Below are 26,592 nucleotides of genomic sequence, written 5' to 3' on the forward strand. Positions count from 1 at the left end.
GAGTCTAGGACACAACCATCGTCCTAGACTCTTACTAATGTTTATCGGTCTTGTATTTTATCATTGTACGAAGGCCGTGCCAAGCGTTGTAAAGTGTGAGGATTAACCCGATACCTAAAGGAATCCATAACCATTGCGGAGAATAAGCGGCATCTTTTAACGTTTCAGGGTTGATGGTCCATGATTCTTGCAATACTTGGAAACTAAAAACCATGAGAAATGTTGAAATAAGTAACAAAATAAACCGTAAATAATGAATCGTTGTTTGACGGTGAATCAGTGCAAAGAGTAAGTAGAGCACAAGTAAAAATAGCGGCACTCCAAACGCAAAATATGGCTGTAACATGAGAACGTCCTCCTTTTTCTTAATGATACTGCAAAGGAGAGGATTTGCAAAATAAAATTTATTGTTGGTACATTTTTTTAGAAACAAGTATAGTGTTATTGAGGCATTCATACTTGAAATTGTTTATCTTGGAGGAATTTTTATGGCAGTATATAGCGAACCAATTAAATGGGCAATCATTATTTTCCCGTTTCTAGCATTTTTTATTTCTGGGGCATTATTAATCTATGAATACCGCAAATATGGTTCATTTGTTTGGACACGAGCAATGATTTTGTATTCATTTGTTTTTTATTTATTATGTGCCTATTTATTGGTAATTTTACCGTTGCCATCTCGGGCAGAAGTGGCTCAATACACAGGACCGACAATGGAACTGCGGCCTTTTCATTTTATTTCAGGGATTTTAAACGAAACTGTTTTTTCGCTCAAAGATCCTAGTACGTATTTGCCAGCATTAAAACAGCATGCCGTTTTAGAACCACTGTTTAATGTTTTATTAGTTTTACCTTTTGGTGTGTATTTACGGTATTATTTCAAATGTTCATTTTTAAAAACAGTTCTTGCGAGTTTTTTATTGTCATTATTTTTTGAATTAACACAGTTATCTGGCCTTTATTTTATTTATCCACGTTCGTATCGCTTGGCGGATGTCAATGATTTAATTAATAATACCGTCGGAGGCATGGTCGGTTATTGGTTGACGCCACTCTTTACCTTTTTATTGCCAACAAGAGAAGAAATTGATGCCACCTCTTATGAAAAAGGGCAGACAGTTAGCCTGTTAAGACGTTTCTTTGCATGGGGGATTGATTGGTTGGTGATTGGCTTTGTGCAAGGCCTGCTCGTTTTAGGACTAAATTTCATTCCAGCTTATAAAAATTGGGCAACCAATTATCCGATTTTTTCAGATCGGATGTGGTTCTTTATCATGGTGTTTGCGGTCTTTATCGTCATGATGAAACTGACAAATGGTCAAACGTTAGGGAAAAAAGTTGTTCGCATTCGGGTGGTTGAAACAGGACATGAAAAAATTCGTTTAAAAGCCTTGTTTGTTCGCTACGGTTATTTGTATTTTGTGTATGGTTTAATTAGTATTTATCTAGCTAATGCCACTGATTTATTGAATTCTTCTAATCGGATGTTGCAAATGGTGTCACTGCTTCTGTATTTGTTCTGTTTAATTTTATATTTACTGTTTTTGATCAACGTTTTGTTAACCTTGATTCGTAAAAAACGGCGTTTGTTTTATGAAAAAGCCAGCCACACTTATACAGTCAGTACATTAGAAGTTGCGAAAACAAAGGAATCAGCAGGTGAGTAAAAGTTGTTTTTGTGTTATAATGCCAAAGTGCATAAAGAATTTAACGAGAAGAGGTGAGGCAAGTGCCTTCATTTAAACAATTTCAATTTCAACCTTTTATCAACGAAGCACTCGCAGAAAAAGGGTTTGAAGAACCAACAGAAGTCCAAGAAAAATTAATCCCAATCATTAAGAAAGGGAAAAGTGTCATTGGACAATCGCAAACAGGAAGTGGAAAGACGCATACTTTTTTACTTCCATTAATGGATAAAGTTAAGCCAACTATCGACGAAGTACAAATTGTGATTACTGCGCCTAGTCGTGAATTAGCCAATCAAATTTATCAAGAAGCGCAGCAACTGGCTCGTTTCAGTCAACCAGAAATTCGAGTGTCAAATTTTGTTGGCGGAACAGATAAACAACGTCAATTAAATAAATTAAAGCATCAGCAACCTCATGTGGTGATTGGTACACCAGGGCGGATTTTAGATATGATGAATGAACAAGCCTTGAAAGTGCATACGGCTTTTGCCTTTGTTGTCGATGAAGCAGACATGACATTAGATATGGGCTTTTTAGCAGAAGTCGATCAAATTGCCGGTCGTTTGCCAGAAAAATTACAAATGCTCGTTTTTTCTGCAACCATTCCAGAAAAATTACGACCATTTTTAAAAAAATATTTAGAAAATCCAGTGATTGAACATATCAAACCAAAAGCAGTTATTTCAGAAACAATTGACAATTGGTTGATTTCCACCAAAGGAAAAAACAGCAATCAAATAATTTATCAATTATTGACTATCGGGCATCCTTATTTAGCGATTGTTTTTGCAAATACTAAACAAAGAGTTGATGAAATCACCGATTACTTAAAAGATCAGGGCCTAAAAGTTGCCAAAATTCATGGAGACATTACACCACGCGAAAGAAAACGTGTGATGCGTCAAGTTCAAAATCTTGACTACCAATATGTGGTAGCTACTGATTTAGCCGCACGTGGGATTGATATTGAAGGGGTTTCACATGTCATCAATGCAGAAGTTCCACATGAATTGGACTTCTTTATCCATCGGGTTGGCCGCACAGGACGTAATGGATTGAATGGAACTGCCATAACATTATATTCACCAGCGGATGATGAAGCGATTACTCAGATTGAGCAGTTAGGTGTTTCTTTCAAACCAAAAGAAATTAAAAATGGTGAGATTGTAGAAACGTATGATCGCAATCGTCGAACAAAACGAGAAAAATCTCGAGAAGAATTAGACCCAACGTTAATTGGTTTAGTGAAAAAGAAAAAGAAAAAAATTAAACCAGGATACAAGAAAAAAATTAATTGGGCAATTGAAGACAGCAATAAGAAAAAACGTAAAATTGAACGTCGTCAAAAAGATCGTTCTGCTAGAAAAGCAAAAAAGAATTCTTCTAACTAACATTGTTGTGGATTATTTAAAGTAAGGGACGAGAATCTTCACGATTCTCGTCCCTTACTTTTTTATATGATAAATATTTAAGTCACTTTTAAAATAACTCTTTTTTTAAAGTGACTATTGCTAAAAGTAGAGAAATTTACCAATTAATTGTAAAGATTTTTGTTAAAAACATCAAAATGTTGGTGTTTAGAACCAACATTTTGATGTTTTCTCGAGAAAAAAATAATAAAATTACAGATTTTTTGGCGAGTTTTAGCAAAAAGTAGGAAGTTTCGGCCCTTTTTTTGTTAAAAAATCAGCTTTATTAGTTGATATTAAAGGAAATTCATTTTTTTTTACGGAGGATAAAAAAATTTTACACACAAAAAAAATCATTTTCTAATATAATATAAATAACCACCAAAATAAAGAATAAAGGAGCGAAGAGAGATGAAGATAAAAAGGTGTTTATTAACCAATCGATGGAGAAAACACGCGATTTGGTAACGTAGTTTGATTGGTGCGTTTAGTTATTGGTAGCAGAAAGAGTTCTAGGAGGAAAGAAGAAATGAGAAGGATTTTGGTATTAACAAAGAACATTTTAGTTGAGCAAACATTTCAGCAGCAATTACAACATTTAAATTATGAAGTCTTTTGTACGAACTGCTGTGAAGAAACTATAGAACATGAGTTAACTTTTTTTAATTATTTTGATGCAATTGTATTAAGCGAAACACTTTCTCAGAACGATTGCTTGAGATTATTAGGAAGTCTTTCCTCGTTAGAGAAGCCGATTTATCGACGTTCACAATCGATGTGCAATAAACGTGAAGCGGAGATTTGGCAGGAAAGAGGTATTATCCGGTGGTTAGGCCTCAAAGATTCATTGGAAGATATTCGTGAAAAAATTGACACGGTCGATCAAAGTTTTGCCGAAGTAACAGCCGAGCTGCTTGATGACCAAGTAAAAAAGATTCGCTTTACAAAAAACGAACAACGCTTTTTAAAAATCTTGTATCAGCATGCCCACGAAGGGTTGGATCGTGATCAAATTTGTCGCTTGCTTTGGCAGAAAGAACCAGATGCTTCTACAAAATCGCAGCTGTCTTTTGTATGTAAACGAGTGAAACAAAAATTTAGTGATGCAGGTATGAATGAAGAGATTATTACGACCTCTTGGGGAAAAGGGTATCAAATAAATGAACAAATTTTGCCTTATTTAGAGCAAACGTTGTTTGAAACAGCTTAGTAAGGAAAGATTCCTACGAAAACAATTGACTTTTTAGCAGATCTTTCTTATACTTTTGACTATAAGCTAAAGGATATGAGGAATCTTATTTTGATCACAGAAAGCCGTTCATTGCTGAGAGAAGGGCATCAGATAAATTTACTTGCTCCCTTTAGATGGACTTGATAGAAATATCAACGCGACTCTGCGTTATAGAGCTTAAGAGGTAATGATCCAACATCATTGCAATCAAGGTGGTACCGCGAGCAATCGTCCTTGACTGCAATGGTGTTTTTTGTGTTCACAATCTGCCACTTAAGAGGGTACAAAATATAAATAGTTAATTATTAATAGAAAGTAGGAAAATCAATGAAAGAATTAACAAGTAGTCAAGTTCGCCAAATGTATTTAGACTTCTTTAAGTCTAAAGGACATTCAGTAGAACCAAGCGCTTCTTTAGTACCAGTAAACGATCCAACATTATTATGGATTAACTCTGGTGTTGCGACCTTGAAAAAATATTTTGATGGCTCTGTTGTGCCAGAAAATCCAAGAATTACGAATGCTCAAAAATCTATTCGTACAAATGATATTGAGAATGTTGGGAAAACGGCTCGTCATCATACAATGTTTGAAATGTTAGGGAACTTCTCAATTGGAGATTATTTTAAAAATGAAGCGATTCACTGGGCTTGGGAATTTTTAACTGGTGCTGAATGGCTTGCTTTTGACCCAGAAAAATTATATGTGACTGTTTATCCGAAAGATACAGAAGCAAAACGCATTTGGCGTGATGAAGTTGGTTTATCTGAAGATCATATTATTGATGTAGAAGATAACTTCTGGGATATCGGTGCTGGTCCAAGTGGTCCGGATACGGAAATCTTTTATGATCGCGGCGAAGAATTTTTAGATATTCCAGAAGATGATCCAGAAAATTATCCTGGTGGCGAAAATGAACGCTATTTAGAAATTTGGAACTTAGTGTTCTCTGAATTTAACCATACACCAGAAGATACGTATGAACCATTACCACATAAAAACATTGATACGGGCATGGGCTTGGAACGTGTTGTATCTATCATTCAAGATGCGCCAACAAATTTTGAAACTGATTTATTTATGCCAATCATTCATGCGGTAGAAGCTTTAGGAACTAACGTGAAATATGGAGATGCACCACAAACGGATGTTTCCTTTAAAGTGATTGCTGACCATATTCGTGCTTTATCCTTTGCAATTGGTGATGGTGCGCTTCCTTCAAATGAAGGTCGTGGCTATGTGTTACGTCGTTTATTACGTCGTGCGGTAATGCACGGGAAAAAATTAGGCATTAATGAAGCCTTTTTATACAAATTAGTGCCTGTTGTTGGCGAAATCATGGTAAGCTACTATCCAGAAGTATTACAACAAAAAGACTTCATCGAAAAAGTGGTTCGAACAGAGGAAGAACGTTTCCATGAAACCATCAATGAAGGTTTAAGCATGTTAAATGAGGTTATTAAAGAAGTTAAAGATGCAAAAGGCGATACATTAGATGGAAAAATTATCTTCAAACTTTATGATACTTTTGGCTTCCCAGTAGAATTAACGGAAGAAGTTGCAGAAGATGAAGGCTTGAAAGTCGACCATGCTGGGTTTGAAACAGAAATGGAAGCACAGCGTGAACGTGCTCGTTCTGCCCGCAGTAAAGAAACTTCAATGGGTGTTCAATCTGCTTTATTAACAGATATTAAAGTAGAAAGTAAATTTGTTGGCTATACAGAATTAACACATGATAGTGAATTATTTGTTATTATTCAAGGTGACGCACTAGTAAATGAAGCATCTGCAGGAACAGCCGAATTAATTTTTGCTGAAACACCATTTTATGCTGAAATGGGTGGACAAATTGCTGACCGCGGCTATGTAAAAAATACCGCAGGGGAAGTCGTTGCCAACGTGGTGGATGTGAAAAAAGCACCAAACGGTCAATTTTTACACAAAGTAGAAGTTTTGGCGCCATTAGCAGAAGGTCAAATTTATCAATTGCAAGTGGACGAACGGATGCGGACACGTATTTTGAAAAACCATACGGCAACCCATTTATTGCATCGTGCTTTAAAAGATGTGTTAGGGGAGCATGCCAACCAAGCAGGCTCATTAGTTGCACCAGGACATCTACGTTTTGACTTTACTCATTTTGGGCAAGTTACATCAGAAGAACTAGCGCGGATGGAAGCCATCGTTAACGAAAAAATCTGGGAAGCTATTCCTGTTGTCACAATTGAAACAGATATTGATACAGCGAAAAACATGGGCGCAATGGCGTTATTTGGTGAAAAATATGGCAAAGAAGTCCGTGTAGTTAATATTGGGGATTACTCTATCGAATTATGTGGTGGAACACACGTTGCTAATACAGAAGATATCGGGATTTTCAAAATTGTTTCTGAATCTGGAATTGGTGCAGGAGTACGCCGTATTGAAGCAGTGACGAGTAAAGAAGCGTATCAACTTTTACAAGAAGAAGAACGTCAATTGAAAGAGATTGCTACATTAGTTAAATCACCTCAATTAAAAGAAGTGGTTACGAAAACAGAGCAATTGCAACAACAATTACGTGATCTACAAAAAGAAAACGAACAATTGGCAGGCAAATTAGCGAACCAACAAGCTGGTGACATTTTTAAAGATGTCAAAGACGTCAACGGTGTTCGTTATATTACCGCTCAAGTCAATGTTAAAGACATGAATCAATTACGCCAATTGGCCGACCAATGGAAACAAAAAGAATTGTCTGATGTACTAGTTCTAGCAACTGCACAAGATGAAAAAGTAAGCTTGTTAGCGGCTATGACAAAAGACATGAACGGGAAAGGCCTAAAAGCCGGTGACTTAATCAAAGCAATTGCGCCAAAAGTTGGCGGTGGCGGCGGTGGTCGTCCTGATATGGCTCAAGCTGGTGGGAAAAATCCAGCAGGTATTGCGGATGCCTTAGCAGAAGTTGAAAACTGGTTGGCAAAGGCCTAATTAAAAATGTTTTCCCTATTATTAATATAAGGAGAATGCTCTTTATAGCAATAATGACAGCCCTCTTCAAAGTTATGAAATTGATTTTGAAGGGGGTTCTTTTTTATAAATGATTAAGGAGAGGAAACAGTAGATTGCACGAATGTGTAAGTTTTCATCTTCAATTGACAATGGTATAATAAGCAACGGAGGAATCAAAAATATGAATGAAAATCAATTATCAAAACGTCTCGCAACGGTTGGTGATTTAATCCCTAGAGGAAGTCGCTTAGCAGACATTGGTTCAGACCATGCTTATTTACCAGTTGCTTTAATGTTAGAAAATAAACTGTCTTTTGCTGTGGCTGGGGAAGTGGTAGAAGGCCCTTATCAATCTGCCAAAACCCAAGTCAGTAAATCCAATTTGACGGATAAAATTATCGTACGTTTAGCGAACGGGCTAGATGCAATTGAACCTGAAGATCAAATAGACGTCATTAGTATTTGTGGAATGGGCGGCACATTAATCCGAGATATTTTAGAAGCTGGACGCAAAAAAAATCGTTTAACAGGGAAGGAACGCCTTGTTTTACAACCGAATATTGGTGAACCAACTTTACGCCGCTGGTTAATGGCAAATGACTACAGTATTGTTGATGAAACAATCGTGGAAGAAAACCGTAAGTTGTATGAAATTATCGTAGCCGAAAAAACAGAGCAATCCGTTTCTTATACGGACCGAGAATTACTATTTGGGCCAGTTTTAATTAAAAAACAAGGACCGGTTTTTACCAAAAAATGGCATCGAGAATTAAAACAGCGCAAAACTGTTCTTGCACAACTAGCAAAAGCAAGTGGAGAACATATTGAAAAACAAGCGAAACTACAGCAAGACCAACAATTAATTGAGGAGGTGCTGGCCAATGGCTGTGAACGGTAAGACATTGATTCGACGCTTCAATGACTATTGTCCCGAGTGGTTAGCTGAAACGGGAGATCCTGTGGGCTTGCACATTGGTACGTTAGATAAACCAATTGAAAATGTGATGGTTACCTTAGATGTTCGTCCTGAGGTCGTTGCAGAAGCAATTGAGAAGCAGGTTGATTTAATTATTGCGAAACACCCACCTATTTTCCGCCCAGTTAAGCGATTAACCACAGATAATTTTCAAGAAAAAATGTACGCTGATTTATTAAAACACGATATTGCTGTTTACGCAGCGCATACTAATATGGATATTATTGACAATGGCTTAAACGATTGGTTTTGTGAATTATTGGGAATTAAACAGACCACCTTTTTAACTAAAACACATACTGTTCCTTATAAAAAATTAGCCGTTTTTGTGCCAATTGATGAAGCTCCGCAAATGAGAGAAGCTTTAGGTCTAGCTGGCGCTGGAGCTCAAGGTGATTATTCTAAAACAAGTTACTCTTTAATTGGAACAGGACGTTTTACACCAACACAAGGAGCAAATCCCACGATTGGCGAAATTGGTCAAGAAAGTGTCGTCCAAGAAGCAAAAATCGAAGTGATTTTCCCTGAAACTAAGCAAGAACAAGTTCTTGCAGCTATGTTACAGGCGCATCCTTATGAAGAACCGGCGTATGATGTTTATACCATTGAAAATCAATCAAAAGAATTTGGTTTAGGTCGGGTTGGAGTATTAGACAAGCCTGTGAGATTTTCTGATTTTGTACAGCAAGTCAAGGAAGCTTTCCAATTGGATGGCTTGCGGGTCATTGCAAAAGATGACACTAAAATGATTCAACGGGTAGCCATTTGTGGTGGAAGTGGTGAAAAATTCTATCATGATGCATTACGTAAACAAGCCGATGTCTATATTACTGGTGATGTGTATTATCATAAGGCACATGACATGATTGCTGAAGATTTACCAGTCATCGATCCTGGTCATTACATTGAAGCGCTTTGTAAGCCGAAACTTGTGGAATTAATGAATCAATGGAAACAAGAAAATGAGTGGGATGTATCCATTTTTGAATCAGAAGCGAATACCAACCCATTTCGTTTTAAATAAAAAATGAAGATTAAAGGAGTGTTCTTTTATGTATGAAAATTTATTACCTCGTTTTTTACGCTATGTGAAAACAGAAACACGCTCAGATGCAACAAGCACAACGACACCATCAACACAAACACAAGTAGCCTTTGCACAAACCTTAAAAAAAGAATTAGAAGAATTAGGGATGAGCGATGTTATTTATAACGAAACAAATGGTTTTGTGATTGCTACGTTACCTAGTAACGTGGAGAAAGATGTTCGTTCAATCGGCTTTATTGCCCATATGGATACCGCTGATTTTAATGCAGTGAATGTTTCTCCGCAAATTGTTGAGAACTATGACGGAGAATCAACGATTCCTTTAGATAAAGAAGGCAAATTCACTTTAAATACGAAAGACTTTCCTAACTTAAAAAATTATCGTGGTGAAACACTTATCACAACCGATGGTACCACTTTATTAGGAGCTGATGATAAATCAGGTATTGCGGAAATAATGACAGCCATGGAATATTTAATTAATCACCCAGAAATTAAACATGGTACCATTCGTGTGGCTTTCGGTCCTGACGAAGAAATTGGTGTAGGTGCCGACAAATTTGATGTCGCTCAATTTAACGTGGATTTTGCTTATACAATGGATGGCGGACCAGTAGGTGAATTACAATTTGAAACGTTTAATGCGGCGCAAGCAGAAATTACAATTCAAGGGAAAAACGTTCATCCAGGAACAGCAAAAAATACAATGATTAATGCGTTACAATTAGGAATTGATTTCCATAATGCCTTACCTGCTGACGAAGTTCCAGAAAAAACAGAAGGTGAAGAAGGCTTTTATCATTTAGCAGCGTTTGCTGGAACGCCAGAAGAAGCTACAATGACGTATATTATTCGCGATCACAATCGCGAGATTTTTGAAGCACGTAAAGCTAAAATTAAAGAAATTCAGCAAACATTGAATGCACCATTTGATGAAGAACGAATCAAAGTTGATTTATTTGATCAATACTATAATATGCGAGAAGTGATTGAAAAAGATATGTCCATTGTCGAAATTGCTAAACAAGCAATGGAAGAATTGTCAATTCAACCAATTATTGAACCTGTTCGCGGTGGAACGGATGGCTCAAAAATTTCTTATTTAGGGATTCCAACACCAAATATCTTTGCTGGTGGCGAAAATATGCATGGCCGTTTTGAATTTGTTTCATTACAAGCCATGGAAAAAGCGACCAATGTGATTATTAAAATTGCTGAATTAAATGCAAAATAAATGAGGTACTCAATAGGAAAGTAAGAAAACGGGCAACCGAGAGCTTACTTTCCTGTTGTAGTTTCATGAGTCATTGAAAATTTTTTTGCAATTAGAATCAGAACAAGGTATCCTAGTACAGTAACTAGTTAGGAGGCCAGAAAGAATGCTTCAGTGGATAGTAATCATTTATTTCCTCGTCATTAATTTAGTATTGTTTAGTATGATGGGTTATGATAAAAAACAAGCAAAACGTGGGAACTGGCGTATTCCGGAACGCCGCTTATTGATGATAGGACTTGTCGGTGGCGGTCTAGGTGGGCTAATGGGACAAAAGAAATTTCATCATAAAACCCAAAAACCAGTTTTTGCATTGTGTTATTCAATTGGCGTAATCGCGATGATTAGTTGCATCTATCTAACATTTAAGTAAGAACAAAAAAGGAGAAGCGATGAAAGGAAAAGTAAAAATTGGCTTAAATATGTTGTTAATGATTATCGTTTTAGGCGTAATCTTTTATGTCATGGATAATTCATTAAGTGATATTTTTGCTCAACTGATGGAAACGAGTTGGCTGGTGCTGATTGCTGTTATTTTTTTTGGTGTAGTTTATCAATTTGCAGAAGGGCGCTCAATCAAGGAAATAGCTCGTTATTTTAACAAAGACTTTACGACAGTGGATGGTTTTTTTACTTCTTGTTATGTAGCATTTTATCGGATTATTTCATTTGGCACGGGAACCTTGCTTTCAGAAATTTATTTTTATAAGAAAAAGGGAATTCCTGTTTCTAAAAGTGTGGGGATAACGGCATTACATATGATTATGTACAAAGCAGCCGTGATTTTTTTAGCAATTATTGGTTTGATTATTCAATTTTCCCTGTTTTATGAAAATGCGCCTAAGATGATTCCATTCATTTTAGCAGGTGTTATTTTAACATTAGTAATAATTGCAGCATTGCTTATTTTATCTAGTAGCTTAAAGTTGCAAGTTTTATTGGTTAAGTTTGCCAATCGTTGGTTTAAACGACCAAAACTAAGAGATTGGGTGGATAATTGTAATTTACAAATCTATTCCTTGCGGGCGGCTGTCCAAACAATTACACAAGATCGCTCAGCGTTGCTTCGAATCTTTTCATGGAATGTATTTAAATTATTATTTTGGTACATTATTCCTTACATTGTTTTAGTAGAAAATCACCCGAATATTGATTTATTATTAGTGATGTCCTTTACCAGTTTTGCTGTTATTCTTTCAGGAGTTATTCCAACACCTGCTGGCATTGGCCCATTTGAATTTGTTTACTTATTGTTGTTTAAACCATTGGTCGGCAATGTTGATGCTGTAGCATCTGTTTTACTGTATCGATTTGGTAGCTTTGTGTTACCCTTTTTGATTGGCTTGGTTTATGTCGCCATTGAGAAACGAAAATCATTACGCATTGAGATTGAAGAAATAAAACGTCAAACAGATGAATAAGGTAGAACGAGAAAAAGAGTCGCTCTTTTTCTCGTTCTTTTTTTTTTAAAAGGAATTGACTTGTACGAGGGATGTCTTATAATAGACTTAATACATGACTAAAAAATATTTTTTTGAACTAATAAAAATTATGGTAAAGGGGTGGCGAAAATTATTGCTGATTGTACAGCAGTGCTGTTATGCGGCGGGAAAAGTTCACGGATGGGATTTGATAAAGCATTATTGAAAATTCAAGGCCAATACGTGATCTTGCAAACAGCTGAAAAGTTAATGGAACTGTTCGAAGAGGTTATTTTAGTAACGAATGATAGTCAAAAATTTCCTAAGGCGTTTAGAAAATGCACAATCATTCAAGATATGTATCTTGGAAAGGGGCCATTAGGTGGGATTGTGACAGCAATGAACTATACTCAGAAAGTTGAAGTGTTTGTAATTGCCTGTGATATACCAACTTTTTCTCCTAAACTTGTGTATCAGTTAGCCTCTAAGCGTGGACAAAATCAAGTAACAATCTTTGACTTTGAAGGTCGTCAAGAACCATTATTTGGCTTTTATCGATGTTCTTGTTTACCAACATTTCAAAAACAACTTGCGCAAAATAACTATCAGATTCGGCAAGAATTTGAGCATCTATCTGTAAAAACGGTGCAACTATCAAAAGAGAATCAACTTAAAAATGTCAATCGAAAAGAAGAATTGTCTCAGTGGTATCGATAAAAAGGAGGAATCGTAATGGATTTTTTCAGTAGTGAAGAAATAGTTGCAAGCTTAGGTGATAAGGCAAAAATGAAAGGGAAATTATCGTTTGTTCGACTCTGTATTTTAGGCATCATGGCTGGTTTTTGTATTGCACTGGGTTACTTGGCGTTTATTCGTATCACTGGAACCGCCCCCACAGAATGGGGAAGTTTTAACAACTTTCTGGGTGGAGCTTTATTTCCAGTTGGATTGATAGCGCTTACTTTTGTTGGTGGTGAGTTAGCAACAGGCAATATGATGGTAATGACATTAGGCGTATTACAGAAAAAGGTTCGAGTGGGCGCTCTTTGTTATAACTGGCTAGTTGTTTTATTGACCAATTGTCTAGGCGGATTTCTTGTGGCGTATTTATTTGGCCATATTGTTGGGTTAACTGAAGGTGCATTTCTGGATAAAACAGTCGCAGTTGCTCAGGCGAAAATTGCTGATCCACCGCTGGTTGCTTTTGTTTCAGGGATTGGCTGTAATATTTTTGTTTGTTTAGCGGTTTATCTCGGAGCGTTGGCAAAATCATATTTAGGTAAAATGTTTGGCTTATGGTTTCCTGTCATGGTTTTCGTTGTTTGTGGGTTTCAACACGTGGTCGCCAATGCATTTATTATTCCAGCGGCAATTTTTTCACAAAGTACCACAATCAGTTGGTGGGATTATTTGCAGAATACACTATGGGTATTTTTAGGCAATGCGGTAGGGGGCAGTCTTTTTATGGCCGTACCATTGATCTTTATGACAAAACCAGCAACTGTCAAACCAAGAGTTGAGAAAACGATTCAGACGGAGGAGCTCTATGGCAATTGAGGTACCAAACATGATTCAAATTGGTTCTACTGGTCGGAATAGTGGCAAAACGACATTAGCCGAAGCCCTTATTAAACAGTACCAAGAAGTCTATCCAATTTATGGCTTGAAGATTATTACGATTAGTGGTCAACGAGGGGTGTGTCAACGAGGCACAAAAGGATGCGGAATTTGTACCAGTATTACAGCTGGTTATGAATTAGTAGAAGAGCAAGAGACGATTGGCAATAAAGATACCATGAAATTATTAGCTGCAGGTTGTCAAAAAGTTTTTCTATTGAAAGTTTTTCAAGAAAATTTGGCGGAAGCCATTCAGCAATTTCTGAAAGCTGTGCCGGCCCAAGCATTAATCATTTGTGAATCAAATTCATTACGTAATGTTGTGCAGCCAGGACTATTTCTTATGATGAATAACCAGAATCGCCAAAAAGAATCAGCAAAAAAAGTTATAGATAAAGCCGATTTTTGTTTACTATCTGCTGAAATACCAAAAGAATTGCGTATCTATTATCAAGGAGAACAACTTCAAGTTTCACTAAAAAGGGGGAATAAAAAGGAATGTGTGCATTAAGCTTAATTGAAAAAGAAGCGATTATTCTAGAAAACGATGCTGATCCACAACGAATTTTAAATATTTTAATTGAATTACAATTTGCTTCAGAAGAAGGGTATATCGATCAGGAGACAGCTCAATTAGTTGCAGAGCATCTACATTTAACGGAAGCGCGAGTCTATGAAATCGTCAGTTTTTATGCCATTTTAAAGACGGAACCGCAAGCGAAGTATGTCTTGAAGATTTGTAACAGCACACCGTGTCATTATACTGGTGGGGCGATGGTTACCGAAGTTTTAGAAACTATTTTAGAAGTGCCAGAGAATCAGCCGACCCCAGATGGCTTATTTATGTATCACAGTATTCCTTGTATCGGGGCTTGTGATTTGGGTCCAGTAATTAAAATTAAGGACACCGTTTTTAGTCAACTAACAGAAGAGAAAATTTATCAATTAATTCAACATTTACAAAATGATTGCTATGAAGGATTGTAGGAGGTGAGTCAATGCTTAAGAGAAACCAACCAATGTTATTAGAGAGAATGGGAAAAATGCAATCTGCGACCGATGTTGCTGAATATTGTAAATACGATGGATTTGATGGTTTAAAAAGAGCAATTTCACTATCGGATGAAGAAATTTTAAACGAACTGGATGTTGCTCACTTAAGAGGTCGCGGTGGAGCAGCCTATCCTTTAGGAAAAAAATGGCGCCATCTTTATCATGCAAAAGGAACCACAAAGTACATTGTTTGTAATGCTGATGAAGGCGAACCAGGGACCTTTAAGGATAAAGTACTTTTATCTGAAGATCCATTGAGTGTGATTGAAGGAATGATCATTGCTGGCTATTTATTTTCAGCAAAAGCAGGTTATATTTATATGCGAGGAGAATATCGCAGAATCCAAAAAACATTTCAAGAAGCACTCGATAATGCACGACAAGCTGGCTTTTTAGGGGAAAACATTTTAGGAATTGAAGGATTCAATTATGATATTACGATTATTTCTGGTGCTGGCGCCTATATTTGTGGGGAAAATTCAGCACTTTTAAATTCAATTGAAGGAAAAACGGGGCGGCCGCGTGTCAAACCACCACACTTAGCAGATGTTGGTTTATATTTGCAACCAACATTAGTAAATAATGTTGAATCATTTGCAAGTGTTCCTGTAATTTTAAGAGAAGGTGGACAAGCCTTTTTAGAGATGGGTACTGCTGATGGTGGCGGAACAAAGCTAATTTGTTTGTCTGGACATATTAAAAATCGGGGCTTATACGAGGTCAACCTTGGAACACCATTAGAAGAAATAATTTATGGCGAGCAATACGGCGGAGGCTCTGCAACTGGTCGAGCATTAAAATTTATTCACTTCGGTGGACAATCCGGTCCAATTGGTGCTGTCGCAACGTTAAGGGATTGTTTGTATTCCTACGAAGATTTATGGGCCCATGACTTATCTGTCGGCTCTGGCGCAATTGTAGTAATGGATGATTCAGTCAATGTTGTGGACTATTTAGTACACGTGGCGGCCTTTTTTGCTCATGAGTCCTGTGGTAAATGCACCCCTTGTCGATTGGGAACAACTAGGATTTTGGAATTATTGAGTAAATTCAATCGGAACGAGGCAACAGCTAGTGATTTGCCACGATTGGAAAAGATGCTCACGCATGTCACGCGATTATCAGCTTGTGGTTTGGGCCAATCCGTCGCAAATCCAATGAAGAGTGCATTGGCTTTGTTTCCAGAAGAATTTGAAACGACTGCTGAAACAGAAATCTATGCCACCAGCAAAGGAGGTTGGTAAAAATGAAAACAAAGTTGCATACGCAAACAGTTACGTTGTCTATTGATAACCAAGAAGTAACTGTGCCTAAAGGGACTACTATTCTCGAAGCAGCGAAAACGCTAGGTGTTGAAATTCCAACGCTCTGTCATTTAAAGGAATTAGCACCTGATGGTTCTTGTCGGATGTGCGTGGTTGAGGTGGAAGGCGGCCGACGTGGTGGCTTAACAACTGCTTGTACGGCACATTGTCAAGAGGACATGGTTGTGTCAACACATTCTGAAAAAGTTGCTGATTCCAGACGTTTTATTCTTGATTTATTATTGAGTAATCATAAATTAGAATGTTTTTCTTGTGGAAAAAACGGGGATTGTCAATTACAACAGTATGCGCTAGATTATGGGATTGATGCCACTAGCTTTACCGAGGGAAAAAGAATGCCTTGCCATCAAGAAGATACCAGTAATCCATTTTTCTCTTATGATCCAGAAAAGTGTATCATGTGTCGTCGTTGTGCTCGTGTCTGTCAATTGCGGCAGGGAAGAGATGTACTCAGTATTGCTAATCGTGGCTTTGAAACAAAAATGATGCCAAGTTATGGGCAGGCGTTTGATCAATCTATCTGTGAATCATGTGGCAATTGTGTCTCTTCCTGTCCTACAGGAGCGTTAACAGCAAAAGATACGAAAGAGTACCGCAAATGGGAAACCCAGAAAATTCCTACAACTTGTCCGCATTGTGGGACAGGCTGTCAGATGAATTTACTCGTTAAAAATAATCGTTTGGTGGGTGTTGAACCCCTGGATGGACCAGCTAATAAAAATTTACTTTGTGTGAAAGGAAAATTTGCTTCATATAAATTTGTTGGGTCAGGAGATCGCTTAACGGAGCCATTAATTAAACGGAATGGGATTTTTGAACCTGCTTCTTGGGAAGAAGCCTTAACGCTTGTTTCGTCAAAATTTAACGAAATTAAAGCAGAAAACGGTCCGGATGCTCTTGCTGGTTTTTCGTGCTCTAGAGCGACAAATGAAGATAATTATGTCTTTCAAAAAATGGTGCGTGCTGCTTTTGGTACCAATAATGTTGATAACTGTGCCCGTGTTTGTCATTCGGCTTCGGTCCATGGTTTAGCCCAAACCTTAGGCTCTGGTGCGATGACTAATCCTATTGCTGATATCACTGAAGATGTCGACATGATTTTATTAGTAGGTTCCAATCCAGAGGAAGCTCATCCAGTTATTGGTGCGCAAATTCGCCAAGCCATCCAAAGAGGAACGCAAGTTGTTGTTGTTGATCCGCGGAAAATTAACTTAGTGAAGGATAGTGCACTGCATTTACAAGTTCAGGCGGGAACGAATGTCGCATTTGCTAATGGCATGATGCATGTGATTTTGAAAGAAGGTTTAGCAGATCGCCATTTTATTGAAGAACGGACAGAAGGATTTTCAGATTTAGAAAAAATGGTGGCTGATTATACGCCGGAAAAAGTCGCAGAAATTTGTCATATTCATCCAGAAGATTTAATTCAAGCAGCACGCATGTATGCAAAAGCAGAGAAAGCACCAATCATTTATTGTTTAGGCGTAACGGAACATTCGACAGGAACTGAGGGTGTTATGAGTATGTCTAATTTGGCAATGTTGGTTGGTAAAGTTGGAAAACCAGGCTGTGGTGTCAATCCTTTGCGAGGTCAAAATAATGTTCAAGGTGCTTGCGATATGGGCTGTATGCCTTATGATTTCCCAGGTTATCAAAAAGTCAACAATCCAGAAGTAATCGACAAATTTGAAAAAGCTTGGCATGTGCCGTTAAATCGAAACACAGGTTTAACTTCTACTAAAGTCTTACCAGCAGCAACGGCAGGAAACGTCAAAGGCCTTTATATTTTTGGAGAAGATCCAATTGTTACGGATCCAGACACAGGACATGTTCGTCAAGCTTTAGAAAGTTTAGACTTTTTAGTTGTTCAAGAATTATTTATGACAGAAACGGCTGCTTATGCAGATGTCGTTTTACCAGGCATCAGTTATGCAGAAAAAGACGGGACATTTACAAATACAGAACGGCGCGTGCAAAGAGTCCGTAAAGCTGTTGAACCAAGAGGACAAGCGCGAGAAGACTATGAAATTTTTTGTGAAGTCATGACACGAATGGGCTATCCTTGTGCGTATGAATCTGCAAAAGAAATTATGGAAGAAATTTCAGCTATGACGCCTTCGTTTGGTGGAATTAATTATGAACGATTAGAGAAGGAGAGCTTACAATGGCCTTGTCGGAGCTTGACAGATCCAGGTACGCCGATTATGCATGTGGGCAGTTTTTCTCGTGGGAAAGGTTTATTTAAAGCAATTCCGTATAAGCAAGCACAAGAATTACCAGATGAAGAGTACCCGTATTTAATGTCGACAGGCCGAATGCTTTACCATTACAATACCCGAGCAATGACAGGACGAACGGAAGGGATTAACCAAATAGCGAATCACTCTTATATTGAGATAAATGCCGTCGATGCACAAGCTCTGGGAATCCAAGAAGGTGACAAAGTGGAAGTTCATTCTCGACGTGGCAAAATTGAAACCTATGCGGCTGTCGGAAATCGAGTATTTCCGCAAGAAGTCTTTATGACATTCCACTTTCCAGATGGGAATGTTAACGAAATTACCAATGCTGTATTTGATGATATCGCCACAATTCCTGAATATAAAGTTTGTGCCGTTGCGATTAAACCAGTGAATAAATAAAAAAGGATGGTTAAAACATGATCGAGTTGGAAGAAGCACGAGAGAAAATGACCCAACATATGAAGAGTCAATGTGAAACAGAAGAAGTGGCGCTGCTTGATTCCTTGGGGCGGATTAGCGGAGAAACCATTTTTGCAGAGACAGCGATTCCTCATTTTCCTCGTGCCGGGATGGATGGGTATGCCGTTCGTGCAGTAGAAACACGAGGTGCGACTGCTGAAAGCCCAAGTTGTTTAAAAGTCGTCGGTTCTTTAGTGGCAGGGGATTCCATGTTTTATTGTAATCAGACGAATAACTGTGCGATTAAAATAACGACAGGTGCTTTTATTCCAACCGATTTTGATGCTGTAGTGCCACAAGAATGGACGGATTTTGGGCAAGACCATGTTAAAATTTTTCGCTCTGTCACAGCGGGCCAAAACTATGCGGAAATTGGAGAAAATATTGCTTTTCAGCAAAAAATTTTAGCAAAACATCAACAGATTAATAGTCGTATGATTGGTTTGTTGGCAATGCAAGGGATTGATAAAGTTGTTGTTTTGAAGCGCATGAAGGTGGGGATTTTAGCGACCGGTAGTGAGTTAGTTTCTTTGGAAGAACCACTGTCAGTTGGGAAAATTTATAATAGTAATCTCTACATGTTAGCAGCTTTTGTCAAAGCGAGTGGCAATGAAGTAATCCACCTAGACCATTGTTCAGATGACCCTGAAGAATTAGCGAATAGGCTGATTGAGATTTTACCAAAACTTGATTTATTAATTACTTGTGGTGGTGTTTCGGTAGGTGAAAAGGATAATTTACCTTTAGCGATTAAACGTATCGGAGGAACAGAGTTGTTTCATTTTGTAAATATGAAACCTGGAACCCCAGTTATGGGAAGTAAATTTCAAGAAACACTCATTTTAAGCGTTTCAGGCAATCCGTTTGCGGCAATGGTTAATTTACATCTTTTTTACTGGACATTATTAGCTACTTTTTTTAATTGTGTCGAGTTAAATCTCAAGGAACGAACAGCAATTTTAGCGCATGAATTAGCCCCCAGTAGACTACGTCGATTTTACCGAGCGAAAGAAATAGATGGCAAAGTAAATTTAGTGACAAAAAGTCATCTTTCATCCAATTTATCAAATACTTTAGAAACAAATTGCCTGCTAGAACAACCAGCTGGTGTGTTACTCAAAAAAGGCGCGCTTGTAAAAGTCTATTATTGGCAAACTTGATGACAACCTGACCTAAGATTAGTATGAAAGTAAGAGCCTGGAACAAAAATCACTTTGGATTTTTGTTCCAGGCTTAAAAATTGATAAACGGCGGGAGCAGAAGCAACACTACGCGTTGCTCCGATCTCAACAACTTCTAAGGTGTTTTCTCGACATGCGTCTCGTCACAGTACAGCCTTCAAAAGAGCTACAGCTCTAAGAGTTGCGATGTTTCACTGTGAAGCATGAACAGATGAAATCATCGTACCTACTTGGTGAAGGTCCTTCGGAAATAAGCCGAAATTGTTGAGAATCACGAAGAACGTAGTGATTCGATGATGAACAATACCTACTTGGTCTCCAAAAATTAAAGAACACCGGATAGGTATCATGCAACATCAATTCGTTCCTCGTTGTGTTTTATGACAATTTTCGGAAATTCCTTCTTATTGCTGAGAAACACTATTTGCAAAGCAAATAGATGTTGAACAGTACCTACTTGGTTCTCGGAGTTAAGCACTTCTGTCCCGACCTCTTATTGCTTATCAAGTTTTAAAACTTAGACAAAAGTTTGGTCAGACTAAGCGAAGCACGTAATTTTTGACGCTTAACGTTTTTTTACTTCGATTTCTCGCTAAAAAAAATTGTGGATGCCAGATTGTTTTTTTGATGCAAGAGTGATACACTTGAAAAAGAAGTATTGTGTAAACGTTAACAAATGTCAAATGTGAGGTGGAGAAATGGTTCAAAGTAAGGAATTTACGCACTTGAATACACAAGGAGAAGTGCATATGGTTGATATTTCGGAAAAAAATGACACTCAAAGAACAGCCCTCGCTTATGGAGAAATTCACATGTTGGAAGCGACAGCAGAAGCGATCCAGACCCAAATGATTAAAAAAGGTGAAGTATTACAGGTAGCAAGAGTAGCTGGGATTACCGCCGCAAAACGAACGTTTGAATGGATTCCTTTGTGTCATTTGGTTGCTTTGACAAAGTGTGAAATTCAGTTTGATTGGCGCAATCAAACTTGTTTAGAAGTACGTTGCTTTACAAAAACAGTGGGTTCAACTGGTGTTGAAATGGAAGCGCTAACAGGTGTGCAGGCAGCCCTCTTAACAATTTATGACATGTGTAAAGCAATTGATCGAGGAATGACAATGACAAACATTGGTTTATTAGAGAAAAATGGTGGACGTAGTGGTCATTTCATTCGTTCTTCAATTAAATCAAAGGAAAGTGATGAGTGAACAGCATGAAAGATGCATTTAACCGTGAAATTGATTATGTTCGTTTGTCTTTAACAGATCGTTGTGACTTACGTTGCACGTATTGCATGCCAGCAACAGGTCTTTGCTTTTTAAAAAAAGAGCAGCTTCTAACAGATGATGAGATTATTTTTTTATTGAGGATATTAGCGAAAGAAGGCATCAAAAAAGTTAAATTAACAGGTGGTGAACCGCTTGTTAGACCAAATTTACTCTCTTTAATTAAAAGGATAAAGCAAATCTCAGGCATCGAAAAAGTAACCCTAACGACTAATGGCATGAAGTTAGCTCGTGAGGCTCAAGGATTAAAAGAGGCGGGCTTGGACGGCGTTAATATTAGCTTAGACACTTTGGATCCAGAAGAATTTCGAGAAATAACAAGAGTTGGTCAGTTAAGGAATGTTCTGGCGGGCTTAGAACAAGCGATTGATGTGGGACTACCTAATATCAAGATTAATACTGTAGCTAGGAAAGAGCTAAGTGAAGCAACAATTGTAGAACTGGCTGAAATCGCTAAGAAAGAGACTGTGCACCTTCGTTTCATTGAAATGATGCCAATTGGATTAGGGAAGGCGCATCCAGGTAAGCAACAAGAAGAAGTAGAAGCCATTTTAACCAAACATTATGGAACGTTGCAACCATACAAAAAAACATTGGGCAATGGCCCTGCTAGTTATTACGCCTTAAAAGATTTTAAAGGAAAAATAGGTTTTATTAGTGCATTAGGGCATTGTTTTTGCGAGACGTGCAATCGAATCCGAATTACTGCAGACGGCCATTTAAAAACGTGCCTGCATTCTGCAGACGGCTACTCGTTAAAGGAAGCTTTAGCTAAGGAACAAACAGCAGAATTGTTAGGGATTATCAAGAGTGGCATTGCCTGTAAGCCTGAAAAACATCTTTTCTTGGAACAACAAGGAGAACAACGATTTATGTCACAAATAGGAGGGTAAGTATGAAAACAGGAGAAATTATTGCAATAAATATTAGCCCGCGAAGAGGCACACAGAAAAAGGAAATTCCTGAAGTCAACTTAATTAAAGGCTTTGGATTAGAAAATGATGCGCACGGCGGGAATTGGCATCGACAAGTCAGTTTGTTATCTTTTGAAGAAATAACGGCTTTCAATGAAAAAGGAGCTCGGGTTGGCAATGGTGCTTTTGGGGAAAACATAATCGTCTCAGGGGTTGATTTACGTCAATTACCCGTTGGAACGAAAATGAAAATAGGCGATTCCGAATTGGTGGTTACTCAAATTGGGAAAGAGTGCCATAAACACTGTCAGATATACGCGCGAGTGGGCGATTGCATCATGCCTAGAGAAGGAATCTTTGCAGTCGTTGTGACAGAAGGTCACATTAAAAAAGGAGACCAGTTAGACGTTGTTTAAAGTGGGCATTGTAACATTAAGTGATCGTTGCTTTCAAGGGCTTGCTGTCGATCAATCGGGTCCCTTGATTCGTGAACAGTTACCTGTGCTCTACCAGGTAACCAAACAAACCATTTTACCAGATGAAGAAAATCAATTAGTAGAGCTATTGCAAGAGTGGTCTAAGACCTGTGATTTGATTTTAACGACAGGCGGCACAGGGTTGAGTGAACGGGATCGGACCCCAGAAGCTACCTTACGTGTAGCAGAGCGAATCATTCCTGGGATTAGTGAGGGCTTACGTCAACTTAGCTTGGAAAAAACACCATTTGCTATGTTAAGTCGAGGCGTTTCTGTTCAAAGAGGACGCACGCTCATTGTTAATTTGCCAGGTAGCCCAAAAAGTGTAACAGAACATTTGCATTTTTTGTTGCCTGTTTTGCCCCACGCTTTGGATTTAATCACAAATAAAAAAATCATACATGATGAGGAATAAACCATGAAAACAATTCGAACAGAAGAGGCAGTTGGCCTTCCATTGAGTCATGATATTACGCGAATTGACTATGGGAAAACCAAGGAAGTGTGTTTTAAAAAAGGACATATAGTTGTTCAAGAAGATATTCCAATTCTTTTATCATTAGGGAAAAAACATCTGTTTGTTTCCTTGGATCCAGCAGAAATACATGAAGAAGAGGCAGCGACATTTTTGTATAACCTGTTAACAGATGACTCATGTCAGCCGAGTGAAGTCCATGAAGGAAAAATTGTTGCTAAAGCTAGCACGAGAGGCCTTTTAAAAGTCAATCGAGAAAAATTAATTGCTTTAAATGAAATTGAAGGTCTCGCCTTGTCAACTAAAATTACCAATATAGAAGTTCAGAAAGATGAAAAAGTTGCAGCCTTTCGAGTGATTCCACTAACAATTTCTAGAGGGCAATTAGAAAAGGCACGCCAGCTCAGCACGTCTGAGCCACTAATCTCTGTGAAACCTTTCAAAAAAATAAGGGTCGGGATTATAACTACTGGCAGTGAAGTTTACACAGGATTGGTTGAGGATGCTTTTTACCCTGTGTTAAAAGCCAAGTTCTCCGCGTATCCTTTAGTTACGATTGTCAAGCAAGAAATTGTCGATGATCAGCCGCAAAAAATTACTGTTGCGATCAAAAAGATGTTAGCACAAGGGCTTGATCTGATTGTTTGTACAGGTGGTATGAGTGTAGATCCTGATGACTTGACACCGTTAGCAATTAAGCAGACAGGTGCTGAAATCGTAACCCATGGGACACCAGTCTTACCAGGCTCAATGTTTTTGCTAGCTTATAAAGGAGAGCAAACGATCATTGGCTTACCAGGTGGTGTTTTATTTTCAGAAAAAACGGTTTTTGATTTGTTATTACCAAGATTAATGGCCAAAGAAGTGATAAAAAAATCTGAAATTATTGACTTGAGTTATGGCGGGTATTTATAAAAGAAAAGAGGCGTTCAAATGTCTAAACAAAAAAAGGCTGTATTCTTGCTTAGTTTATTCAGTTTAGTTGCCCTAATTGCTGCATGTACAAATCAGCCGCAAAAAGAAACAGTTTCAACAAAAAAAGAAGAAATAACCCTTGCGGCAGCAGCTAGCTTAGAATCAGTCATGGAGAAGAAAATTATTCCAGCCTTTGAAAAAGAGCATCCAGATATTCAGGTAACTGGAACCTATGATAGTTCTGGAAAATTACAGATGCAAATTGAAAAAGGCCTAAAAGCCGATGTATTTTTCTCGGCTTCGACAAAACAAATGAATGCATTGGTTGCAGAAAAACTAATTAATAAGAAAAGTGTCGTTCCTTTATTGGAAAACCAGCTCGTTCTTATTGTGCCTAACCAAGATCAAGCAAAGTGGCATGATTTTTCTGATTTAAAAAAGGCCCAAATGATAGCAATTGGTGATCCTGCGAGTGTTCCAGCTGGTCAATATGCCGAAGAAGGCTTAAAAGCTTTAGGCGCTTGGTCTTATGTAGAAAAACACGCAAGCTTTGGTACGAATGTAACAGAAGTCCTTGAATGGGTGGCTAATGCAAGTGCAGAAGCTGGCTTAGTTTATGCGACAGATGCAGCAACCAATTCAAAAGTAGCGATTGTTGCGGCCATGCCTGAAGCTGCTTTGAAGAAGCCAATCATCTATCCAGTTGGTAAAGTTGCCGCCTCTAAGAAACAAAAATCAGCGGATGCTTTTTTAAATTTTTTACAGAGTCAACAATGCAGAAAATATTTTGAAAATATTGGCTTTAAGTTAACAAAGTAGGTGGGAAAATGGATGTTCGACCAATTCTTTTATCTTTTCAGACAGCAATAATCGCCATTTTATTTACTTTTGTTTTAGGAACAGGCGTTGCGTATATTGTTTTTCGTTTGAAAAATCGTAAATTAAAAATTCTTTTGAACAGTTTATTTACGTTGCCATTAGTTTTACCGCCGACTGTTTTTGGTTTTTTTCTCTTAACTATTTTTGGTGTTCAGCAACCAGTGGGCCAGTTTTTACTTGATTTTTTTGCCATTCAAGTTGTTTTTTCATGGTCAGCTACGGTTATTGCTGCCGTTGCTGTTTCATTTCCTTTAATGTATCGTTCAGCCTTAACGGCGTTTGAACAAATGGATAGTGAATTGTTGGCGGTGGCCCAGACACTCGGGTTTTCGGAAAGTCGATATTTTAGAAAAATTGCGTTACCTTTGTCGATGAACGGTCTCTTGGCCGGTGGCGTGTTAGCCTTTGCCCGTGGGTTAGGTGAATTTGGAGCGACGACAATGTTAGCAGGGAATATTGCTGGCAAAACAAGAACGCTTCCTTTAGCTATCTACTCTGCTGTAGCAAGTGGGGATTGGCGCTTAGCCAATCAATATGTTGTGATTATGTTATTACTTTGCCTGATTATTTTATTTTTTACGGAATTTTTTAGTCAGCGCGCTTGGAGAAGATCGGAATGAGATTAATTGTTGATATTCAAAAAGAATTGAAAAGTCATACTTTGCAAATTCAGTTTGAAACAAAGACGCAAACAACAGGAATTTTAGGTGCTTCTGGTTGTGGCAAGAGTATGTTATTAAAATGTATTGCGGGTGTTGAGACTGCGGATAAAGGTCAGATTGTTTTAAATGATCAAGTCTTATTCGATGCTGAAAAAAAGATCAATTTGTCGCCGCAACAACGAAAAATTGGTCTTTTGTTTCAGCAGTATGCGTTGTTTCCTCATTTATCGGTAGTAGAAAATCTGACGTGCGTGACAAAAGATTTACAATTGGTCACTCAATTGCTTGCGTCTTTTCACTTAACTAAAGTCCAACAACAATATCCTAGTCAACTTTCTGGAGGACAAAGACAGCGAGTGGCTTTTGCGCGAATGCTAGCGGCTCAGCCGGCTTACCTATTATTAGATGAGCCATTTTCCGCATTAGATGCACCCTTAAAGGAAGAGCTGCAAATTGAACTTCAACAGCGATTAAGTAATTTAAATCAACATGCCTTAATTGTGAGTCATAGTTTAGATGAACTGTATAAGCTATGTCAGAGTTTAGTGATAATCACAAAAAACCAAACACTTTTTGGGGAAACAAATCAATTATTTAACCAACCTCAAACGATTGAAGCAGCTAAACTCACTGGTTGTAAAAATATTTGGCCTGTCAAACGCATAGATGCGCACAGAGTCCAAGTGATTGGTTGGCAACAAACACTAACGGTTACACAAGAAGTTCCTATTTCTTGTCATTCTATTGGTATTCGGGCCCATGATTTCACAACAGAACCGCAGGCAACCAATCAAATCGAAGTGCATCACTTACAAACATTGTCAGCACCTTTTGAACAAAGTGCTTGGTTTCAACACCAACAAACCAAAATTTGGTGGAAAGGCAGCAATAGACTCAATCCGAAAGTTATTACTCAGTTATCCATTCCACCTACAGCAATTATGCCATTATGTCTATAAAATAGAAAAAGATTACGTGAAGCGGTTGACATATGATTGCATCTTCATTTATAATAGATTCATGAAAGGTTATTCATGTAAACGGAATAATCGCTATTATATAGGGAG

Annotated in this window: 25 protein-coding genes; 24 read left to right on the plus strand and 1 reads right to left on the minus strand. The window is 37.9% G+C overall.

Translation table 11 applies throughout. The features are described from left to right. Positions 1-34: 34 nt before the first annotated feature. Complete coding sequence (locus tag IGJ24_RS05665) at positions 35-433, minus strand: hypothetical protein (RefSeq protein WP_002382283.1); 399 nt, start codon at positions 431-433, stop codon at positions 35-37. 55 nt (positions 434-488) lie between these two features. Between IGJ24_RS05665 and IGJ24_RS05670 the strand changes: the two genes are divergently transcribed. The 24 genes from IGJ24_RS05670 to IGJ24_RS05785 all read left to right on the plus strand — a co-directional run bounded on the left by IGJ24_RS05670 (position 489) and on the right by IGJ24_RS05785 (position 26,484). After that, the gene (locus tag IGJ24_RS05670) at positions 489-1,670 is read left to right on the plus strand and encodes a VanZ family protein (RefSeq protein WP_289865818.1); all 1,182 of its coding nucleotides are present in this window, start codon (positions 489-491) and stop codon (positions 1,668-1,670) included. A 53-nt stretch (positions 1,671-1,723) separates the two neighbouring features. After that, a complete protein-coding gene (locus tag IGJ24_RS05675) occupies positions 1,724-3,082 on the plus strand; it encodes a DEAD/DEAH box helicase (protein WP_002385937.1) in 1,359 nt (452 codons plus the stop codon). A gap of 547 nt (positions 3,083-3,629) precedes the next feature. After that, positions 3,630-4,310, plus strand: coding sequence for a helix-turn-helix domain-containing protein (locus IGJ24_RS05680; RefSeq protein WP_010712401.1), 681 nt, complete (start codon positions 3,630-3,632; stop codon positions 4,308-4,310). Between the two features lie 348 nt (positions 4,311-4,658). After that, positions 4,659-7,301 (plus strand): alanine--tRNA ligase, encoded by a 2,643-nt coding sequence (gene alaS / locus IGJ24_RS05685; protein WP_289865816.1) that lies wholly within the window; start codon positions 4,659-4,661, stop codon positions 7,299-7,301. A gap of 202 nt (positions 7,302-7,503) precedes the next feature. Then, on the plus strand, positions 7,504-8,220 hold the full coding sequence (locus IGJ24_RS05690) for a tRNA (adenine(22)-N(1))-methyltransferase (protein WP_096397727.1): 717 nt from the start codon (positions 7,504-7,506) through the stop codon (positions 8,218-8,220). Continuing rightward, complete coding sequence (locus IGJ24_RS05695) at positions 8,204-9,322, plus strand: Nif3-like dinuclear metal center hexameric protein (RefSeq protein ID WP_289865815.1); 1,119 nt, start codon at positions 8,204-8,206, stop codon at positions 9,320-9,322. The genes IGJ24_RS05690 and IGJ24_RS05695 overlap by 17 nt, the downstream gene beginning before the upstream one ends. Before the next feature lie 28 nt (positions 9,323-9,350). After that, positions 9,351-10,580 carry a peptidase T gene (pepT, locus tag IGJ24_RS05700; RefSeq protein WP_002384579.1) on the plus strand — a complete coding sequence of 410 codons (1,230 nt, stop codon included), beginning with the start codon at positions 9,351-9,353 and terminating at the stop codon, positions 10,578-10,580. Positions 10,581-10,725: 145 nt separating this feature from the next. Then, on the plus strand, positions 10,726-10,992 hold the full coding sequence (locus IGJ24_RS05705) for a DUF1294 domain-containing protein (RefSeq protein ID WP_002377631.1): 267 nt from the start codon (positions 10,726-10,728) through the stop codon (positions 10,990-10,992). A 19-nt stretch (positions 10,993-11,011) separates the two neighbouring features. Then, the gene (locus tag IGJ24_RS05710) at positions 11,012-12,040 is read left to right on the plus strand and encodes a lysylphosphatidylglycerol synthase transmembrane domain-containing protein (RefSeq protein ID WP_002360426.1); all 1,029 of its coding nucleotides are present in this window, start codon (positions 11,012-11,014) and stop codon (positions 12,038-12,040) included. 141 nt (positions 12,041-12,181) lie between these two features. Then, on the plus strand, positions 12,182-12,757 hold the full coding sequence (mobA, locus tag IGJ24_RS05715; RefSeq protein ID WP_164980769.1) for a molybdenum cofactor guanylyltransferase: 576 nt from the start codon (positions 12,182-12,184) through the stop codon (positions 12,755-12,757). A 15-nt stretch (positions 12,758-12,772) separates the two neighbouring features. Then, entirely contained in the window at positions 12,773-13,597 is an 825-nt protein-coding gene (locus IGJ24_RS05720) for a formate/nitrite transporter family protein (RefSeq protein WP_002366617.1), read from the plus strand. Further along, complete coding sequence (locus IGJ24_RS05725; protein ID WP_002363879.1) at positions 13,587-14,168, plus strand: hypothetical protein; 582 nt, start codon at positions 13,587-13,589, stop codon at positions 14,166-14,168. Before IGJ24_RS05720 ends, IGJ24_RS05725 begins: the two co-directional genes overlap by 11 nt. Beyond that, positions 14,156-14,644, plus strand: coding sequence for an NADH-quinone oxidoreductase subunit NuoE family protein (locus IGJ24_RS05730; RefSeq protein ID WP_129193621.1), 489 nt, complete (start codon positions 14,156-14,158; stop codon positions 14,642-14,644). The genes IGJ24_RS05725 and IGJ24_RS05730 overlap by 13 nt, the downstream gene beginning before the upstream one ends. A gap of 11 nt (positions 14,645-14,655) precedes the next feature. Beyond that, positions 14,656-15,954: a complex I 51 kDa subunit family protein gene (locus IGJ24_RS05735; RefSeq protein WP_002363880.1), complete on the plus strand. Its 1,299-nt coding sequence runs from the start codon at positions 14,656-14,658 to the stop codon at positions 15,952-15,954. Between the two features lie 2 nt (positions 15,955-15,956). After that, positions 15,957-18,677: a formate dehydrogenase subunit alpha gene (gene fdhF / locus IGJ24_RS05740; RefSeq protein WP_289865814.1), complete on the plus strand. Its 2,721-nt coding sequence runs from the start codon at positions 15,957-15,959 to the stop codon at positions 18,675-18,677. Between the two features lie 17 nt (positions 18,678-18,694). Then, positions 18,695-19,897: a molybdopterin molybdotransferase MoeA gene (locus tag IGJ24_RS05745; RefSeq protein ID WP_289865812.1), complete on the plus strand. Its 1,203-nt coding sequence runs from the start codon at positions 18,695-18,697 to the stop codon at positions 19,895-19,897. 719 nt (positions 19,898-20,616) lie between these two features. Beyond that, positions 20,617-21,126: a cyclic pyranopterin monophosphate synthase MoaC gene (gene moaC, locus IGJ24_RS05750; protein WP_002369470.1), complete on the plus strand. Its 510-nt coding sequence runs from the start codon at positions 20,617-20,619 to the stop codon at positions 21,124-21,126. Then, entirely contained in the window at positions 21,123-22,097 is a 975-nt protein-coding gene (gene moaA, locus IGJ24_RS05755) for a GTP 3',8-cyclase MoaA (protein ID WP_002377623.1), read from the plus strand. Before moaC ends, moaA begins: the two co-directional genes overlap by 4 nt. 2 nt (positions 22,098-22,099) lie before the next feature. After that, entirely contained in the window at positions 22,100-22,534 is a 435-nt protein-coding gene (locus IGJ24_RS05760; RefSeq protein WP_104846129.1) for an MOSC domain-containing protein, read from the plus strand. Next, on the plus strand, positions 22,527-23,009 hold the full coding sequence (locus IGJ24_RS05765; RefSeq protein ID WP_002365607.1) for a MogA/MoaB family molybdenum cofactor biosynthesis protein: 483 nt from the start codon (positions 22,527-22,529) through the stop codon (positions 23,007-23,009). Before IGJ24_RS05760 ends, IGJ24_RS05765 begins: the two co-directional genes overlap by 8 nt. 3 nt (positions 23,010-23,012) lie before the next feature. Continuing rightward, positions 23,013-23,984: a molybdopterin-binding protein gene (locus tag IGJ24_RS05770; protein ID WP_289865811.1), complete on the plus strand. Its 972-nt coding sequence runs from the start codon at positions 23,013-23,015 to the stop codon at positions 23,982-23,984. 18 nt (positions 23,985-24,002) lie between these two features. After that, the gene (gene modA / locus IGJ24_RS05775; RefSeq protein WP_002360416.1) at positions 24,003-24,803 is read left to right on the plus strand and encodes a molybdate ABC transporter substrate-binding protein; all 801 of its coding nucleotides are present in this window, start codon (positions 24,003-24,005) and stop codon (positions 24,801-24,803) included. Positions 24,804-24,811: 8 nt separating this feature from the next. Then, positions 24,812-25,483, plus strand: coding sequence for a molybdate ABC transporter permease subunit (modB, locus tag IGJ24_RS05780; RefSeq protein ID WP_289865810.1), 672 nt, complete (start codon positions 24,812-24,814; stop codon positions 25,481-25,483). Further along, a complete protein-coding gene (locus IGJ24_RS05785; protein ID WP_289865809.1) occupies positions 25,480-26,484 on the plus strand; it encodes an ATP-binding cassette domain-containing protein in 1,005 nt (334 codons plus the stop codon). The genes modB and IGJ24_RS05785 overlap by 4 nt, the downstream gene beginning before the upstream one ends. Positions 26,485-26,592: the final 108 nt, after the last annotated feature.

This window comes from Enterococcus sp. DIV0546 (assembly GCF_051712785.1).
Lineage (GTDB): Bacteria > Bacillota > Bacilli > Lactobacillales > Enterococcaceae > Enterococcus > Enterococcus faecalis.